The sequence below is a fragment of the Geobacter sp. SVR genome, from assembly GCF_016865365.1.
In the GTDB taxonomy this organism is placed as follows: Bacteria; Desulfobacterota; Desulfuromonadia; order Geobacterales; family Pseudopelobacteraceae; genus Pelotalea.
The window spans coordinates 1,033,013-1,050,374 of sequence record NZ_AP024469.1 but is presented as its reverse complement, the minus strand read 5'-3'; the positions used below and the strand labels follow the sequence as shown (position 1 = coordinate 1,050,374).

Sequence of the window (17,362 nt, the reverse complement as noted above, 5' to 3'; positions counted from 1 at the left end):
TTGCACAGCTCGCGCATGGTCTCCCCTTGCCTCAGCGCGATTAGTTTTGCAATGATATTTTCGCTCCTCCAGAAATTGGAGTGCCGAGGTTGTTTTTCCGGATCCGGGGGCGCCGGCTTACCCACTGTCAGTCCCACCGTAGGATATTGTCAAGCCCCGGGATTCCGGTTGAAACCTGCTCGTTAGCAGCTTCTCCTTCCATGCAGTTCTCCTTCCGGCCGAATCAGCTAGCGGACTAGGACGTAGTCCCTTCCGAACAGGGAAATGCCGACAAAACCCCGCATCTCGAGCCGATCAGGTGGCACCAGTGTCATCTTGCACTTGTAGCTTTTGCCGCTTTGAGGATCATAGCAGGCTCCCCCCTCCCACATGTCCTCACCTGCAGGAGCGACATGTTTCATCACCTCCAGCCCAAGTATGGGACGGTTTCTGAGCGCCGGATCAGGATTTTTCTGATCTACTTTAGCAGTACCTACGGGTCCCTCCTTGCTGTCGAGATAGACAGGTTCCTTCAGCCAGACTATCTTCCCGCAGATTTTCTCATCGCAGGGCACTACTGTCCGGTTAATTTCGAATGTACTGGCTTAACCACCTGATTATTAATGTTCTTTGACACGATTGTTCTTTTTTCGATTTGAATTCATCCCGGGGCTCCGGGGTGGTACCTTCCTGACAGCTCAGGAGGGTACCAATGAACTCTGGCCATACCGTCTTTCGGCAACTGCTTCAGTATCTTCCACGACATGAGTTCAATGTCTGCGTTCACCGATATCGCGGTGAGTACTGGGCCAAGAGTTTTTCCACATTCGACCAGTTTCTTTGTCTGGCGTATGCCCAGATGACCGGGCGTGAGAGTTTGCGGGACATTGAAACCTGTCTGAACTCTCATCAGGAGAAACTCTACCACATTGGATTTCGTGGTGATGTCTCCCGCACGACGCTTGCCGATGCGAACGAGCGCAGGGATTGGCGGATCTTTCAGGATTTTGGCCAGATCCTGATCGGTCTTGCCCAAGAGCTTTACAAGGGTGATCCGCTTGCCATCGAATTGAAGCAACCACTATTTGCTTTTGACTCTACGACTATTGATCTCTGCCTGACGTTGTTTCCGTGGGCCGAATTCCGGAAAACCAAGGCAGCGGTCAAGATGCACACGCTGATTGACCTGCGTGGAATAATCCCGACATTCGTAGCAATTACCACCGGCAAAGTGAATGATGTAAAGTTGCTGGACAGAATGCCGGTTCAAGAAGATGCCATCTATACCATGGATCGCGGCTATGTTGATTATGCACGCTTGTTCGCAATTCATAAGCAGGGCGCATTCTTCGTCATAAGGGCCAAAGACAACCTGAAATTCAAGCGCCTCTACTCTGCACCAAAAGATAAGGAAACAGGTATACGGGCCGACCAGGTTATCACCTTGGTAACGATAAAATCGAAGAAGGGATATCCAGAACGGCTACGCCGGGTCAGCTATGTTGACAAAGAGCGAAACAAACGTCTGGTATTTCTAACCAACAACTTTGACATCCCGGCAAAGACAGTTGCTGACGTCTACAAGCAGAGGTGGCAGGTGGAGCTGTTCTTCAAGTGGATCAAGCAGCACCTGCGATTCAAGAAGTTTTACGGAACATCCGAAAATGCTGTTAAAAGCCAGATATGGGTCGGGCTCTGCATGTACCTGCTCGTGGCTATCGCCAAAAAACGACTCGGTATTCCGTGCTCGCTATACACTTTTCTACAGATTCTTGAGGTCAACTTATTCGAGAAAAAGCCCATTTCATCACTGGTTACAGAGGGTCTCAAGCAGAAAGCTGGCACTCTCGACTATAACCAGTTGAACTTATTCAATTATTAACCGGACAGTAGTGATCGCAGGGGTAAAATTCCAGATGCACATCGCCTTTTTCCGTTTTCCACAAACCCAGAATATCCGACGTTTCAGCGCTAAACGCGGTAGTTGTCGCCAGCAGAATTATCGGTAAAATCAACCAGCTCTTCATATGTTCTGCTCCTTTCAGGTCGATAATTTTGGCTTTGTTCTGGTTGCGCAACCCCGCTATCAACTTGACATATCTCATCCAGCCCGCCAGGGGCCGATGAGCATATTTGATCGGCAACGGTTCGAAAATGGAAACCGTAGATCGTCATGGTGATCGCCAGCGGGAGCAGTCGTGGTTTCCTTAGGAGTGACCAGAAGAAGATCTTCCAGTAATGCAGCCGCTCTTTCCCCACAATTCCGAGATAAAAAATCGAATGGAAAAAAGCCCTGATGTCCCGACGCTGCAGCATGGCGAATGGCGATGGGCCCGAAAGCCGGTACTCTTTAAGGAAAGCCAACAGACGGGCATAGAAATGGTCGGGGGAATAGATTGTTCGGACCAGGCGCTGATACCCTGTTATCAGGGCATGAGGGTTCATCAGCGGAACGTAATTAAGCGAGGTGTCGGTGTTATTCCCGTTGGAACTGCCGATGATTCTTCCCTCGCTGGAGAGCCTGGCGTGCAGCTTCGTACCCCGCAGGACCATCAATATCCCCACCATCGCGGTGACAATGCCGCTTTCTTGAATAAAGTCGATCTGCTTATCGAAAATGGACGGAGAATCACTGTCGAAACCGACGATAAAGCCGCCCTGCACTTGCAGCCCTGCCCGCTGGATGCGCCACACCGATGCCACAAGGTCGCGGTTCCGGTTTTGGACTTTGCCTGTCTCCCGCAGCGAATTCTCTTCAGGGCTTTCAATGCCGATGAACACCTCCCGGAACCCGGCTGCCACCGTCAACTCCATTAAAAGAGGGTCGTCCGCAAGATTGATTGAGGCCTCGGTATAAAAGAAGAAAGGATGACCACGCTCTTTCATCCAGGCGATCATGGCCGGAAGAACGTCCTCTTTGAGCTTCGGTTTATCGCCGATGAAGTTATCATCAACGAAAAAGACCCCACCTCGCCAGCCCCTGGAATAGAGCGCTTCAAGCTCGGCGATCACCTGGCCTGGCGTTTTTGTTCTGGGTTGCTGGCCGAACAGCTGAGTAATGTCACAGAACTCGCAGTCGAAAGGACATCCCCGGGAGTATTGAATATTCATGGAAGCGTACTGCCTCAGGTCGATGAGCGACCAGCGGGGAAGTGGTGTGGCTGAAATATCGGGGCGACCGGCAGGCAGGTATAGCCGTTGCGGTGCATTATCTTCAAGATCCTGCAGAAACTGAGGCAAGGTGTTCTCCGCCTCACCGAGAATGAGGTGGTTCACCTCCGGGAATTCGTCATGGCAAGTAGTGAAAAGCGGGCCGCCCGCCACGGTCTTGACCGACAGATCGCGGCATCTGCCCAGAACCTCCTGTGTCGACTCCCTTTGAACCGTCATCGCGCTTACGAAAACATAGTCGGCCCACAACAAGTCGCTGTCCGAAAGCGAGCCGATGTTCAGATCGATGAGCCTCATTTCCCAATGAGCCGGGAGCATAGCTGCCACCGTGAGGAGTCCGAGCGGCGGAAAAACCGCTCTTTTGCCTATGAACGGCAATGCATATTGGAAGCTCCAGTACGTATCTGGATATTTTGGATATACGAGTAGAATCTTCATTTGAGTCTCTTCGAGCGGACGGATTTAATGTCAATTTTAACATGATATCGCCCGACCGAAAGTGCGCTCACGAACCGTAACCCTGCCAAAGCAAGTGAAAATCATCTCCTGAATCCAGACTTCTCTTTCTCTGTGCATTTGTCCTCGAGCTCAACAATGATCTGTGCGCCCAGCAGCAGGATCCCCGCAACGACCTCTATGCTGAGAAGGGCCACCACTGTAGTGGCGATTGAACCGTAAATCACATTTACCATGGAGATGGCCGCGTAATACCAGATCAGGACGCGGCGGGAGATCTCCCATAAAACGGTTGTGACTGTTCCACCGATGAGCGCGTGGCGAAACCGGACGCGCACCGGCGGCATCACCAGATAGATGGAAGTAAGTATCAGCGTCTCGCCAACTATACCCAGGACGTACAGCGCCACCCCGGTAGCGCCGTCAAGGTTCAGGCTCCAGCCTAGTATCGTCAAATGCCTGCTTTCCAGCGTCTCAATGGCGCCGACAATAACCGACACCAGCACGATACCCAGCCCCATTGATAGCATGTACGCATACGGAATAATTGCGGAGATAAGAAAGTTTCTGCGTTTGATCCTTACTTGTTTAAAAAAGATCACCGCCATGGAGTTCTCGAGAGTGGTAAACGCTGTAGAACTGAAAAAAAGCATGACAAGGAAGCCTAGGATGCCGACCACATTGCGGTGCTTGAGAAATTCCCGCACCTGTTCAGCCAAGGTTGCCGCATAGCCGGGAATAACCATCTCCAGGTAGATGGACAAGGTTTGAATCAACTGTTGCTCTTCTATGAAATGCGTCAGCACAATGAGGGAGAGAATAGACAACGGCACAATTGACAACAGGGTGTAATAGGCAACGGCACCGGACAACAAGAGCCCCTGATTACGGAAAAATCCATGCGCCACCCGCCGTAAGAAGCTAAACAGACGAACGATGGATCCATGTATGCCTTGTCGATTGTTCGTCATATGATGATACTTCACTCCAGGGCAAAGTGATGGAAGAACCCCCGCTTCATCCCTTCTACCGCGAGCAGGTAGGCCAGCACCATGGCAATCAGAATCAGGAAAAAGGCAGCTGGTGGCGCCGTCTGAGTGACCAAATTTCCAGGATACGATTACCGAGCGATCTTGATTATCTTGGTGGCATCTCTGATAGCTGAGACAATAGTCAGGTCCAATATAATTATCATCTTTGCTTCCCTTGAAAGTTCGGGCATCGAAAAATCCCGCTATTAAGTATAACGACAACAAGACACGTTACAATTTAAGGGGAGATGTTGGCCTCCTCGCAGTTGGTGTCAGCGCGCCGCCGCTCATGGGGGACCTGCCTCAGACTGGCAACGGCACGAGCATAAGAAAAAACGAGTATCGCTTTCCGTATCTCCCTCTTCTTGGCAGCATCAAGGTCTTTTGTTTTCAGGGATCGTTTGATTTCGGATACAGGGAAGTAATGGGATAGGTCGTTGGGGATATCTACGCGGAAGTAATTAAATACCATTGCGCCGGAATATTGGATGAAGGATCGCCACAGAAAGTTCGCATGGTGAACCACCAGTTGACCCAAAAAAGTGGCATGTCCGAAAAAGGGGTCACGCAAAGGGTCACGTAAAAAGGGTTCAGCTTTTATATACGCTGAACCCTTTGATTTTACTGGCGTCCCCTAGTCAACGCACTTCGAACTTTCGGCTCAACGTTCCATACCCCACATGCTGACACCCCCCTCCGGGGCATGGATGATGTGATATATGCCACGGCAACGGATACGTGGTTACTGAGAGACTGCAAAAACAACTATAGTAGTTGATGTTGAAATTTGACGGCTGGAAAAATATTACTTTGAGTAGTGACAGGTATTAGGAGACGAGAGCGCTTTTTACTCGGAGCGGAATCAGGAATGTGGTAGCTGCTGCAGCAGTTCTTGGCTGAGGGGGCGGCGAGGTCATTTTATTTGGGGCTGTCCCAGATAAGTAAATTATCTAGGATATTGGCAGATCACTGTCTCCCATGCAATGACAACGAACAAGCAAATCTTGCCATACCGATCCCCGCCACTTAGCCTTAGCCCTGCCGATATCTTGATGTGCCAACTCTCGTTTCAGAAAAACAAAGTCCGGCTGAACATCCGTCAACGGCCGTTGATTCTTGCTACTCTCCAAGGACTCCTTTCTTCTCAGCCGAATCTTGTTCTCAGGCGTTGATTTGGCAAGTTACCCTAGGCGTTGACACCCCGCTTTCCATCCGATCCGCCGTGCTCTTTCAGAGCGGCTGCTTGACAGCTTCATGCGGTTCATCTATAGATGGGGCTACTTATCCTCGGGGCGGGGTGCAATTCCCCACCGGCGGTATTCCGGCGTGCGCCGGAGAGCCCGCAAGCGCTTTCCCGGTATGGGAAAGGCCAGCAGATCCGGTGAAATGCCGGAGCCGACGGTACAGTCCGGATGAAAGAGGATAGGACAGCGGTTTTTCCCTCTGGAACCATTCCCCTGTCCGGCGCTCTGCGCACATCCGTGCGCGGAGCGTCCGTCCGCCCTGATGTCGGTAAGCCACTTCAATCTTCTGGAGGCTCTACCATGCATCACCCTCTTGCAGCACACTCACTTGAACGAGTTGAGCGGGCGCTTGCTTCCCTGTGCGGCGGCAACGGCGTCCTCGTAACCGATGACGAGGAGCGGGAGAACGAAGGTGACCTGATCTTTGCCGCCGAATCCCTCACCACGGCCCAGATGGCCATGCTGATTCGCGACTGCAGCGGCATCGTCTGTCTCTGTCTGACTGATGAAAAGGTCAGGGCACTGGAGCTCCCCATGATGGTAGAGGAGAACAACAGCCGGTTCCAGACGGCCTTTACCGTTTCTATCGAGGCGGCAGAAGGGGTCACAACCGGTGTCTCCGCTGCGGATCGAGTGGCAACGATCGCGGCCGCTGTGGCCGACCATGCCAGTCCCTCAGACCTGCGCCGTCCGGGACACGTCTTCCCGCTCCGAGCCCGTCCCGGCGGTGTGCTGGAACGCCCCGGACACACCGAGGCGACGGTGGACCTGATGCGGCTGGCAGGGCTGAAACCGTACGGTGTGCTGTGTGAACTGACCAATCCTGACGGCAGCATGGCCCGACTGCCCGAGATCATGAAATTTGCACGGCACCACGGTCTTCCGGTGGTTACAGTGCAGGATCTTATCGCGTATCGGAAATGGAGTCGTAAGCTTCCCCAATAATGAGACATGAAAAAAAGTGGGGCTTTCTGGCATTCTAAAGCGCCAGGAGGTTGCCCAATACAGAAAGCCCGTTTCACCGAGCCCGGCATGCAGGGCAAAGATGTTTGCCGCAAGCAGGAATCAGCAACGCCACTTATTAACAACTGGAAGTCGAAGTACAGCGGCATGGAGACTTCCGATCTCAAGCGGATGAAGGAGATGGAAGCGGAAATGAGCCGTCTCAAGCGAATATACGCCGATCTTGCCCTTGAGAACCGTGCGTAGCTCCCTAACAGCTAGTCTTTACTCCGCACAGAAACCCGGCCGAAAAACGCAGATTGCTCAATTCGGTGTACTCGAACCTTTTTTGAGTGGGTGGTGAACTGGCGCCTATTTTCAGAAAACACTTTGATATCATTGTAGATTCAAACGATGCACTAAAGGAAAAGGCCACTTCTCTGCAGAAAAGTGACCTTTTTGAAATCTGGCGTCCCAGCGCAAATAAAAATGAGTACTGGGAAATTGATGTTAATTTAATAGGTTAGTAGTTTAGAGCATATCTGTTGCAGTGGAACATTGTCTCATGCCAAGGGCAGGCCCCTGTGTGTTTCACTATCCGATCGGGTTTCCCTCCAATTCTCCGAATCTCACTTACATTTCCTTGAGGGATTCCGTAAACCATCTAATTGAAGCTCCGTCTCCTAAAAGAAACAGAAACTATGGCACCTACACCGGTAAGAGCGAGTAAATTTAACATAGTCATAAATGCACTTTTGTCTGCAGGGCGAGGTAAGTCCAACCACCCCCACAATGGCTCCAGCACCTGACTTGCTAAAGCGGGCACCGCGACCAGACCGAAGACAATTGCCAGCCGAGTCGTAAGTGCTTGAGCAATAACTTGCTCCTTGGTTGCCGCCTTCTGTCCCCTGACAGCCAGGGCTTCGTTAATTTGCCTTCTAATCCCCTTCACCCCAAACCGACTCCATCCTGTCGAAAGAAGTTGGCGTATTTCTCCAAACGCGCTGATACGGTCTATACGGGCATCCAAAGCGAGAAGATCCTCGCGAGCGTCCAAGACATCCATAGAGCGCGAAAGTTCCATCGCCTTTTCCAAGACACGGTGATGCAACATGTAACCGTATTCCAGCAATTCCATCGTCGCTTGACGTTCATAGATTAGGTGTCCACGATTCTGATCTGCCCATTGTCCCTGGCGCCGCTTCCCGCTAAGGGACCACACCCAAAGCGACGCTTCCTTGTTAATGAAGGCATTGTAGTCTGAAAAAATCCTACTGTCTTCCGGCATAAGATGGTCTGGTATCTCGTGGTCCTGAAATTCGATTCGTGCCAGTATTGAAGCAAAAACTTTATGGTGAGCCTTAAGATTTTCTTCTGATGTTTCTTTCTGTCCTTCGAAATCTATTAGATAAATGTGAGGCCTTCCGACCCAGTAATCTCCAATTCCCGGAAGCGCTTTCTGTCCGCGGAAAAGAAAGCTGAATCCTTTGCGAGGCATAATTGCCAGGTATGCAATCACGTGCATTATCGTTAAGGCAAATGAATCTAAACGTTCTTCCTCACCTGCATTTGGAAGTGGAGCCAACTCGAACTCAAAATCACCTTCATCGTCAATTCTCGAATTGTGTTTGACCGCGATATCATGTCCTCGTTCAAGAAAAAGTAACGTTGCGCGATGATATAGACGCCAACGTGGGTGAGAGTGGTACCAAACTCTTGAGGCGAGTCGCACAAGACCAGGAGAACATTCGATTCTTTGAAAGCCATACTGAAACAGATTTATAGCGCCACTAATGAAATCTGACACCTCAATGGCGCGGTCAGGCGAAATTGTTCGGAATTCGACTAGAATTACACCCGTTTCATAGATAACAACTACTGGATAAATACGAATGCACGTATCTTCTTCTTCGTTCACGAGATTACACTGCCCAAGATAAACTCTGACATATGGAGGTGGCAAATCGGAATCGGGGTGAAAGATTCGCTTTTCATTAAATCTAAAATGGGATGCTTGATACCAGGCTTCCCGAGCAAACCCGGAAAGTTCAGGCTGTTGATCGTTCTCTGGTTGAAATTTAATCTCTGCCATTACTCCAGTAGAATTAATATTTACATCAGTCGTACCTCTTCCCACTCTCTCATTCCCACGCCAAAATGTAAGTCCATCTCGATGAAGAACTGTCTGGGCCACGCCTTCATGAACAAGCATTTCGGCTAAGGATTCTAGATGGATCTCACGAGCTCTCAAGGTGCTAGAATACGTATGCCAAATTTCCCATTCTCGTAATTCCATCTTTACCTCACTTAGCGAGCCTTCGAGTCTGCTGGAGCTACCTGAAAACCTCATCCAGTCAGACGCTCCGACTTCGCTACATTTCTCCGGTCAACCATTTAGTCATCACGATTACTTAAATTGCTAGGGTCATTTATGAGTTTTAGTCTGGGTACAGGAAACTTTTCTTCTATGTATGTCTCTATCAAGGAGCGGATGTAATCTGTGCTAAATACAAAACTGAGCCCGGACCCGCTAAACCCGTACGAAACTATGCCAATAATATAATTTTCAGTTTGCTTTGAAGAAAATTGTACTTGGTTTGTTTTCGGATCTCTACGTGATTTCAATTCATTCGCTAAAATGACTGGACCGCCACTGTTCCCTGGAACGATAAGCCCATCGATTACTGTAATATCTGCAGCAACGCGTTTTATTACAGGTTGATCAGAATCTTCATCAATTAAGACTTGTGAGTAAAAGGGTTCACTAGGAATTGAAGCTATATATCCGGATTTAGCTATGGGAAAATTATGTTTAACCGACGATATGCCAAATGGGTAACCTAATGCAAAAACTTGATCTCCAATACCGATAAGTTGATCGCTGATACTATAAAATGGCATCAAATAGCTAACATCAAACGATCTTATATTTAAATCATCTGTTTTATCTATTTCTTCTGTCAAGTCAAAAATAACAACATCTATATTAGGGTTGGGATGTATTCTTAATATATGATTTAAATTATTATCCCTTTCCTTTATATTGACTCTAAGCTTTTTGTAATATTTCCCTTCAATAGGGTGGACTGTGTATACAATAGCATTTATATAATCCTTGTAATTTTTAATAACTGGAGAGCTCCACGTCCAGTCACCCACCATATGTTTGTTGGTCACTAAAAATGTTCTACGAGTTTGCTTGCCTCCCCGTGAAACTGATTCTGAAACGAAAAAGCCTGTGCCACGTTCGTATTTTCCACTTGCGTCAGGATTGGTTTCCAGCTTAACCACGCATCTCAAGATTTCAGGCGTTACTTTGCCAGTTGCATCTTCTGCGATTGCACTTGAGACCAGCAGAAAAAATGGTAAAAACACTATCAGAAGTTTATTCGACATCGCACACCTCACACGTTGAATTACTAACGCCATAAAAGGTAACCACACCCCAACTCCACAACGTCACAAAGCAGGCCGGCCAGTTTTTGGGCCAATCTAAAGGTTTACCTTTCTCTCCAGCATAGGTGACTTTATAATTATTTTTTGCGTCCGCGATGAAATCCCGCCTGAGTTTCCTCTACAACTTGCATAATTATCTTATAAGTCATGCCTTTGTCAGTCCTCACGAGTCAAGCTCAAGAGTCCGCTTCTCAATACATTAATCCTATTTTAGTTGCGGGACGCCATCAATGTTCTTCAGCCACTTGTTCGTGGCTTTCAATTTATCAGCTGGAATATCGTGATTTTTTATGAGAATGTCACGGATACCTTTTAGATAACCATTATCCTGGGGGCCAAGTCGTTTGATACCAACCTCTAACCAAAAGTTGTAATTGTAACACTTCTGCAGTTGTGTAAGCTTCAGGGCTTGAGGAGCATGGGACTCGATAATATTTATGTGTTTGATTTCCTCATCAGTGAGCTCAGTGGTTTGCATTTTGTTATAATAAGCTTTTAACACGGTGTAACTAGTATTAAAGCTACTGACAAGCTTCTCTTCACGTAACACAAGATATTCAATAGCCCTTTTCCTATCAGAAGCATGGCTACCAGAACTACCACTTCCGCCACTTCCCCCAGGGCCGCCAGCTGCCGAAGATGTAAACTTTGTCAGATCAGGCAAATCCTTAAGGGTTGTGGCAGGATCAATATTCTTTTCTGCACAGTTCGGCCCTGAGTAAACAATCACTTTAGAAATTGACTCCTGAAGAACCCATACCTTTAATGACCTCAAAGGTCTTTTACAGAAGTGACAAATTTCAGATTCTTCAGTTAAGTCCTTATATAATGGTATGTATTTCAATTAATTGCTCACCTCCGCATATGGCATTGTTTTTACAGTCTTCTTCATCTTCAAGCCTGATACGAATTTCATCAAGAGCTTTCCAAACTGTAATTCCACAATATCTACCTCTATTACTTAGACCCTCATCTCTATACCAGGTTGTATTTCGGTTCAATTTCGAGCATTGCCAAAAGCACATGCATCGCATGTTGAATAATTGGTCTGCTTTATATACTGATACGTCAGCGAGAGCTGGACCGATATCATTAAGCACATTAAACCGAAATTCTCTTGCGACTTCACGTTTAAAGCATTCGATACGATTATTATTTAAATGACTTTTTTCCTAATACTGTCAGCTTTGCGTTTTACCCCAACCTTTGGATTGATGCTCAAAGCTTCGTCGTACACCTCAAGCGCTTCTTTATTCCTACCTAACGCCTCAAGGGCAATCCCTTGAAGTTTAAGGGCCATCGCCTTCCATCCATGATCCTTATCAGCTCCTAGATTTCTAGCATTGAGAATAGATTTAAGAACCAACTCAACGTGTTCCTTCGGTACGGTTTCCCGCTTCAGTACATCCTCTGCAGTGAACAGAATCATGTCATATTTCTTGCAGGTCAACCTAGTGGTCTCAAAGTGGTCTTTATCGAGAAGATTTCCCGTCTTGTCGTAGGAGAATTTACCGATATCCTTCTGAACAATGATGAACTGTTTCTCCTTCTCATTAAACTCATACTCGTTGGCCCAACCTGTTTCAGGGTGAATCGAAAACAATTCGGTCTTTCTTTCCAGGTCGAAAGCCGTGAGCAAGTTTCCGTCATCTCCCTTGGGGTTATTCGCTGTTTGACAAATTGCCATGGTACCATCGTTTGAAATGGCACTATTTAACAGATTGGCCTCAAATTTCTTTTTGCATATGATTTCTCCTGTAGGAGTAAAGGCACAGAAGACGCCATTCAGACCACCACCAAATAGCCAATCCTCCAGCGAGAAAGTGCCCTTATCCGAAACGGAGCCGTGATTCGGTCGCTCCAATCTTCCCTTGGCGAATATCCTGTTCTCAACGAAGTTGTAGAGTACGAATGAGCCATACCCGCTATCCCGATAACCTCCTCGGGAGTCCTCTCTATCAGAATCTGCCCAACAGATTACCCATTCTCCAGAAGGAGACTTTTGATATTCCCCCATGAAATCAATAGACTTGATTTCAGCAATGCCACCTATAAATGAAATGTCTTTGTTTCCCGCATGACCTGTAGCCACCTTGCTAGCCCCGTCTTGGACGTTCTTTTGGCCGAATAGAAAGCTCAAGATTCCCACATTAGCCCCCGTCAACAGTAAATGGATTAATCACTTGAATCTCTCTCTTCCTCAAATGTGAATATATGAAGGGCGCCCCCTAAAGGCTGCTCATGCCTAAGTATGCCTGATAACGCCTCGACGACTTCAAGATATAGCTTCGCCCTTCAACAACAAAGCCATCCAAATTATGCTTTACGACATATGATGAAAGATCATCTATCTTGTTTATAAATCCTTTACCATTGAAGTTCAGCGAGGTATTGCACAAGACGCCGTAACCAGTACGCGCCTTGAATGCGATGAGCAAGTTGTACAAGCTTCGGTTGGTCGCAGATGACACTGTCTGAATGCGGGCAGTCTTATTCACGTGAGTAACAGCCGCTAGCGCATCCGTTCTTGCTCTATATGTATAAAGCATATGCGGACTCGCGTGGTCGCAGCCAAACCACCGCGCAGCATCTTCTTCCAAGCAAACAGGAGCAATCGGACGGAATTGCTCGCGCTGCTTTATCTCATTCAACCGCGTTCTGGTGCTTTCTTGGAATGGTGCGGCGAGAATTGAACGGTTGCCCAATGCCCGAGGGCCGATTTCATATTTGCCGCTCACCCATCCCAGAATTAGGTCATTGGCTAACATGTCGGCAATCCTTTCATTATCAGCCTCGCAGAGATCATACATCGCCATATCGAAAGCTCCTGCCGTATCGAAGCCAAGCCCTGAATAGACGTTCCAATCGATCTTTGGGTTTCCAGTAAAGTGGAACTGGGCGTCGATCGCCGTCCCGATCGCAGAACCTGAATCATTTGCAACAGGCGGCACGAAAACCTCGGGGAAAAGGCCTGATTCCTTCCATTTGGTATTCCAGTCACAATTTAGGCCACACCCACCTGCGATGATTAGCGGCATTCTTTTTTTCATGTTCGTTTTCGCGAATTGATAAAAAACATCAAAGATCTTGTCGCTAAAAATACCAGCGAAGTTGCGAAATTCCGGATCATCCACCCCCACGTTGTAGTATCTCGAACTTTCAAGGCCTTCGTACGCGCTCAGTTCTCGGTACGGACTGTCCAGTAGAAAATCGAGAAGTTTCCTTTCTTCGGCTGAAGGCGTGTTGCGATTTGAAAATGAGGCCAAGGCCATGAGCTTACCTGCGTACTCGAAGCAAGGATAGGGTCCATCCTTAGGAAAGGTTGGATCGGCTAAGCCGTAGAGTAGGGCATAGCGATTCCCCACTTGATTCAGGACATCGGCAAGCAGTGTTATGTTCAGTTCGGAATCGATCTCGTAGAAAGCGCCTATCGCCCCTTCCCATACCAACGCATAGCATGGAGTCCCTTTCGGTAGACTTGACATGCCGAAAGCGCAAAGTAAGTGCGACCGCTCGTGAGAAGACGAGAAATAGTGGACTGGCCTTCCTAATAGGCGCCGTTTGTCTACGATGACGTCGCTCTTCGTCATGCCGCGGTACCCGACATGAACATTCGACCCGTGTAAATAGTCGTAGTGGTCGCGTGGCCACCAACCACCTGTACAAATGACGTCGGGGATTTCGTCGAGTTCACCAAGAGCGTTGAACACGTCAGGACTGGATATAGGTGAGTATCGGTAGTTCGAGTTCTTCTCTGCCTCAATAGAAAACAGCAATTGAGCATCCTTCAGGTAGGCGATTGCACCGTCATGACCGGGGTTATAGGAGAGAATATTCATAATGATAGAGACCTCCGGTGTCGATTCGCTTCCAGCGTGATTGATCTTATGAAAGTTGTTGTTGGGAGTCGTCGGTTGGTTAGCCTACCAGCAAGTTCTTTGGAACGAGATGGCCAAGCGTTTACATGGAGGGCCATTGGAAGGTGGGGAATTGGCGTGGGTTCCCAATCAGCGCGCCTATGAACCAGACGATTGTCAACATACCAGCGAATCTCGCACGGACCCCATTCTATAGCGAACCGATGGTAAGATTCAGCTGCGTCAAAGCCAAGGTCGATATAGCTTGGTGCACCTCTATATCCATAGTCAAACTTCGCGCCTTCGTCACCAGGATTGTAAAAGACATTGACCAAGAGACGATCTGTTCGATTTCCCGCAATTTCAATATCAATTTCCTGCCTCGGTGAATCGCGATGGAGAAAAAAACCGGTAACCACACCAGGTACGTTCGACGCCTTAATGGTTGCCTCAAATCTTCCGAATAGGTATCGGTCGCGACTGGTTAACGATGCAGCGCTATATTCTCGAACACCTAAGGATTCCTTTTTGATATTGAGCGCAGCCCCGAGCCCAGAACGGAATTCGATGTTTGAGGGACGAAACAACGCCAGATTGCCCGTGAAGGTATCATTTCGAAGAAGCCAAAGTCTTGTATCGAGAAATTTTAAACAGTCGCTTGCTCTAACGGGAGCTGTAGTGATAGGTGATCCCCCTTCTATCGGGACGGAACGAATACCTTGCCACCACTGACGTGGCTCAACAACCCATGGCGACTTATCACGTTTAGGCGTCTCGCAGTTCAGGACCGCGTCCGCTTCAATGGTTCCGCAGAGGAGCTGTCTCTGTCCAAGGTCAGCAAACTCAGGGAAGGCACAAGCTGGCGGTGCGCTTCTGAGGTGCTCGCAAACAATCTGCCATTTATTGAATGACTCTAAATGAAGTACGGCGATATCAGCACCATTGAGATCATCTAGAATTTTAAAATCGTCTTCATCTGTAACTTCAATCTTGCTAGTGGTGACAATGAATTTAGCCTGAGGGTAACGCTCTCTGAGGGCCCGGACCTCCCCCCTCAAAGACCCGATGTTAACATATGCATCAAAAACTCGATCACCTCTTCCTGTAAGGAGCATCTCAAATTCAGGACTTGGGAGCGTTTGGAGATCGCTGCAACATCTGTATCCGAGCATTGACAGGGCCATTGCAAGTGATGAAAGGCCAGAACTTCCTGGCCCAAATGCAAACACAGGCCGCTCACTTGGGCGAACGTGGAACAAGGATGCACCCTCACTGGTGATAGCGCCAATTTTCGTGAGTGAGGGAAGTATTGAATATGAGTTAGTGGAGCTAAAATCTCGTCGCTGGCTGATGATAGACCGTCTTGTCGCGTGTACATCCAGAACTTTGAACTGGTGATTTATCCATAGATCCACTGGTCCCCGACAAGGGAGGAGTCGAAGGAGCTTCTCAGCGCCTTCGCGCGAAATAACGTACCCGGACAGATGCCAGAGCCCGCGCAGTGGGCGGAACACATTACTTGAGAGGAAGGTCTTCGGGGCGCCGTGTTTTACCTCCTCGTAAGACAAATAGAGAATGTCGAAATTGCTTTTCCTGTCGCCTTTGGCCTCGATTTCACCCCACGCCTGGTCCAGATGTGAGGCAAACCCGGATCGAAACCACACATCGTCCTCTAGGACGAGAGCGTACTCATGATTACTCGCCGCCACCTGTCGCCAGACGTTGATGTGTGAGCGAGCGACTGCAATCTCAGGTCGACTCATTTGGATCGGAGAATTGAGTTCTAGTCGGGTGGGGAGAGCTAGCGGTTGGGGCTCGACGAAGAGCTGTTCACCGAGAGTGTAACTTGGATCGATGTCGGCATCTTTTAGCGGTTCCAGCATAAAGTGATTAGCATCGACGGCAGCAGATCGCTCAGTAAGGTTCCAAAGTTCAACTCCAGACCAATTCAAAACGTGTCTTAGCTCCTGTTCCATCTCGGCCAAACGAGCTGGCTGGCGATCTAGATTGATGACATAGATCCGCTCAATCTTAGGTCCTTCCCCTGGGCTGGAGAAGCCGAATGTCCGAGAGATTTGCCTTGGCAGTAGCCTTCGACATCTCATAGCGATTCCATACAGAAGTTTCGAAGGTGCTAGTAAGGGTCTGCTGAGGTTCATGCATCTCCCTTGTCGTTTTGTAGGATAGATCGTCGATATTCCCTTCGGTCCGAGAGTCTCCAGTTCCTTTCGTCGTTCCTATAGCTGAGAGGCCATTTGCTGGTAGCAATATTTTCCCAATCGCAGAGGACAACCAAAGTTTTCCTTGTCTCGTCGTTCTTTATTGCAGTATCGAAAATTGTTTTGGTCAGGTTTCCGGGTCCGGTTGTCGACTGGATGTCTGGCAGCTCGTCCGCAATATCACGCTCAAGAGCTAACGTAGCTCTTGCAAGTGCCAGTTCTATGATGGGGTGTGCTCGACCTGCAATAAGTGGGTTGTTATTAAAGTAAAATATCCAGTTCGGGTCGTTTACCCCCGGTTTAGTGAATGCTGATGGCGACACCATTCCATGTGTTGACATGTCGTAGCATAGAGGCTGAATTTTTAGTCGCCCATCGTTGAAGAGATGTTGGATAGCATGGCCATGATAAACATCGTCCGCATCCACATAGCACCCACCCTCCACGAGGATATAGCAGAGCCGAAAAAAGTCAGACTGCATTGCTGGATGATAGCATTTGTCGTACGCGTTCTTGTAACGGGGCCCCAGTTTTCGGTGAATAAACTCTCCTGCTTTGCTCTCGTCGAATAAGACTAATTCAAAGCCTTGCTCCTCAACCGTTCTCCATGATTCGAGACAATCTCTAACGTCTCCAGGCAAACGGTCCAGGTCGTTCCAAAACTGTACGATTCTCTTGGGCGGCTTTCTGGGGAATACGGATGACGCGACATCGGAATCAGGTGATTGCTGCACACATCCTTGAACAAAGTTGGAGCGCGCGCGGTGATCGGCCTCGGTGGAATCGCTCAATTACATAACCTCATCAACGGTGACTGAATTGACCGGCTTGGCCGGTCCTATTTTGTGGTTGGGATCGCATCTTCGAATATTCGGTCCTGAACGCAAAAACCCCGGATTCCGTTACCGGAATGCGGGGCATTCAATTATTCCTACTCAAGACCATACATCATCCCTCCAGGGGGCGGCACATTAAAAATGCATTACCTTGAGTAACAAATTGACTAT

The 17,362-nt window shown here is 48.5% G+C and carries 13 protein-coding genes, 1 pseudogene and 1 riboswitch; of the genes and pseudogenes, 3 read left to right on the top strand and 11 right to left on the bottom strand.

The features are described 5' to 3' along the window. Window positions 1-227: 227 nt before the first annotated feature. Complete coding sequence (locus GSVR_RS04910; protein WP_173201578.1) at window positions 228-554, bottom strand: DUF2147 domain-containing protein; 327 nt, start codon at window positions 552-554, stop codon at window positions 228-230. Window positions 555-691: 137 nt separating this feature from the next. On the opposite strand from GSVR_RS04910, the gene GSVR_RS04905 reads away from it, so the two are divergent. Beyond that, a complete protein-coding gene (locus GSVR_RS04905) occupies window positions 692-1,861 on the top strand; it encodes an IS4 family transposase (RefSeq protein ID WP_173202480.1) in 1,170 nt (389 codons plus the stop codon). 89 nt (window positions 1,862-1,950) lie between these two features. On the opposite strand, the gene GSVR_RS04900 is transcribed toward GSVR_RS04905, so the two are convergent. The 3 genes from GSVR_RS04900 to GSVR_RS22335 all read right to left on the bottom strand — a co-directional run bounded on the left by GSVR_RS04900 (window position 1,951) and on the right by GSVR_RS22335 (window position 5,109). Beyond that, the gene (locus GSVR_RS04900; protein WP_173195952.1) at window positions 1,951-3,588 is read right to left on the bottom strand and encodes a B12-binding domain-containing radical SAM protein; all 1,638 of its coding nucleotides are present in this window, start codon (window positions 3,586-3,588) and stop codon (window positions 1,951-1,953) included. A 101-nt stretch (window positions 3,589-3,689) separates the two neighbouring features. After that, window positions 3,690-4,577 (bottom strand): YihY/virulence factor BrkB family protein, encoded by an 888-nt coding sequence (locus tag GSVR_RS04895; RefSeq protein ID WP_173195954.1) that lies wholly within the window; start codon window positions 4,575-4,577, stop codon window positions 3,690-3,692. 298 nt (window positions 4,578-4,875) lie between these two features. Next, on the bottom strand, window positions 4,876-5,109 hold the full coding sequence (locus GSVR_RS22335; protein ID WP_370552073.1) for a DUF6538 domain-containing protein: 234 nt from the start codon (window positions 5,107-5,109) through the stop codon (window positions 4,876-4,878). A gap of 807 nt (window positions 5,110-5,916) precedes the next feature. Beyond that, a riboswitch (FMN riboswitch) is annotated at window positions 5,917-6,065 on the top strand. A 116-nt stretch (window positions 6,066-6,181) separates the two neighbouring features. Between GSVR_RS22335 and ribB the strand changes: the two genes are divergently transcribed. Together ribB and GSVR_RS04885 are read left to right on the top strand one after the other, a co-directional pair. Further along, a complete protein-coding gene (gene ribB, locus GSVR_RS04890; protein WP_173195957.1) occupies window positions 6,182-6,826 on the top strand; it encodes a 3,4-dihydroxy-2-butanone-4-phosphate synthase in 645 nt (214 codons plus the stop codon). 57 nt (window positions 6,827-6,883) lie between these two features. Continuing rightward, window positions 6,884-7,087 (top strand): annotated as a pseudogene (locus tag GSVR_RS04885) (transposase); the annotation flags it as partial. 400 nt (window positions 7,088-7,487) lie between these two features. On the opposite strand, the gene GSVR_RS04880 reads toward GSVR_RS04885, so the two are convergent. The 7 genes from GSVR_RS04880 to GSVR_RS04850 all read right to left on the bottom strand — a co-directional run bounded on the left by GSVR_RS04880 (window position 7,488) and on the right by GSVR_RS04850 (window position 17,146). Then, the gene (locus GSVR_RS04880; RefSeq protein ID WP_173195959.1) at window positions 7,488-9,119 is read right to left on the bottom strand and encodes a hypothetical protein; all 1,632 of its coding nucleotides are present in this window, start codon (window positions 9,117-9,119) and stop codon (window positions 7,488-7,490) included. A 98-nt stretch (window positions 9,120-9,217) separates the two neighbouring features. Then, a complete protein-coding gene (locus GSVR_RS04875) occupies window positions 9,218-10,219 on the bottom strand; it encodes a trypsin-like peptidase domain-containing protein (RefSeq protein ID WP_173195961.1) in 1,002 nt (333 codons plus the stop codon). Window positions 10,220-10,484: 265 nt separating this feature from the next. Next, complete coding sequence (locus GSVR_RS04870) at window positions 10,485-11,123, bottom strand: hypothetical protein (protein ID WP_173195963.1); 639 nt, start codon at window positions 11,121-11,123, stop codon at window positions 10,485-10,487. Between the two features lie 312 nt (window positions 11,124-11,435). After that, window positions 11,436-12,428: a tetratricopeptide repeat protein gene (locus GSVR_RS04865; RefSeq protein ID WP_173195965.1), complete on the bottom strand. Its 993-nt coding sequence runs from the start codon at window positions 12,426-12,428 to the stop codon at window positions 11,436-11,438. A gap of 79 nt (window positions 12,429-12,507) precedes the next feature. Further along, a complete protein-coding gene (locus tag GSVR_RS04860; RefSeq protein ID WP_173195967.1) occupies window positions 12,508-14,118 on the bottom strand; it encodes a carbamoyltransferase C-terminal domain-containing protein in 1,611 nt (536 codons plus the stop codon). Continuing rightward, on the bottom strand, window positions 14,115-16,295 hold the full coding sequence (locus GSVR_RS04855; protein WP_173195969.1) for a family 16 glycosylhydrolase: 2,181 nt from the start codon (window positions 16,293-16,295) through the stop codon (window positions 14,115-14,117). Before GSVR_RS04855 ends, GSVR_RS04860 begins: the two co-directional genes overlap by 4 nt. Further along, window positions 16,292-17,146, bottom strand: a complete 855-nt coding sequence (locus GSVR_RS04850) for a glycosyltransferase family 32 protein (RefSeq protein ID WP_173195971.1) — start codon at window positions 17,144-17,146, stop codon at window positions 16,292-16,294. The genes GSVR_RS04855 and GSVR_RS04850 overlap by 4 nt, the downstream gene beginning before the upstream one ends. Between the last annotated feature and the right edge of the window lie 216 nt (window positions 17,147-17,362).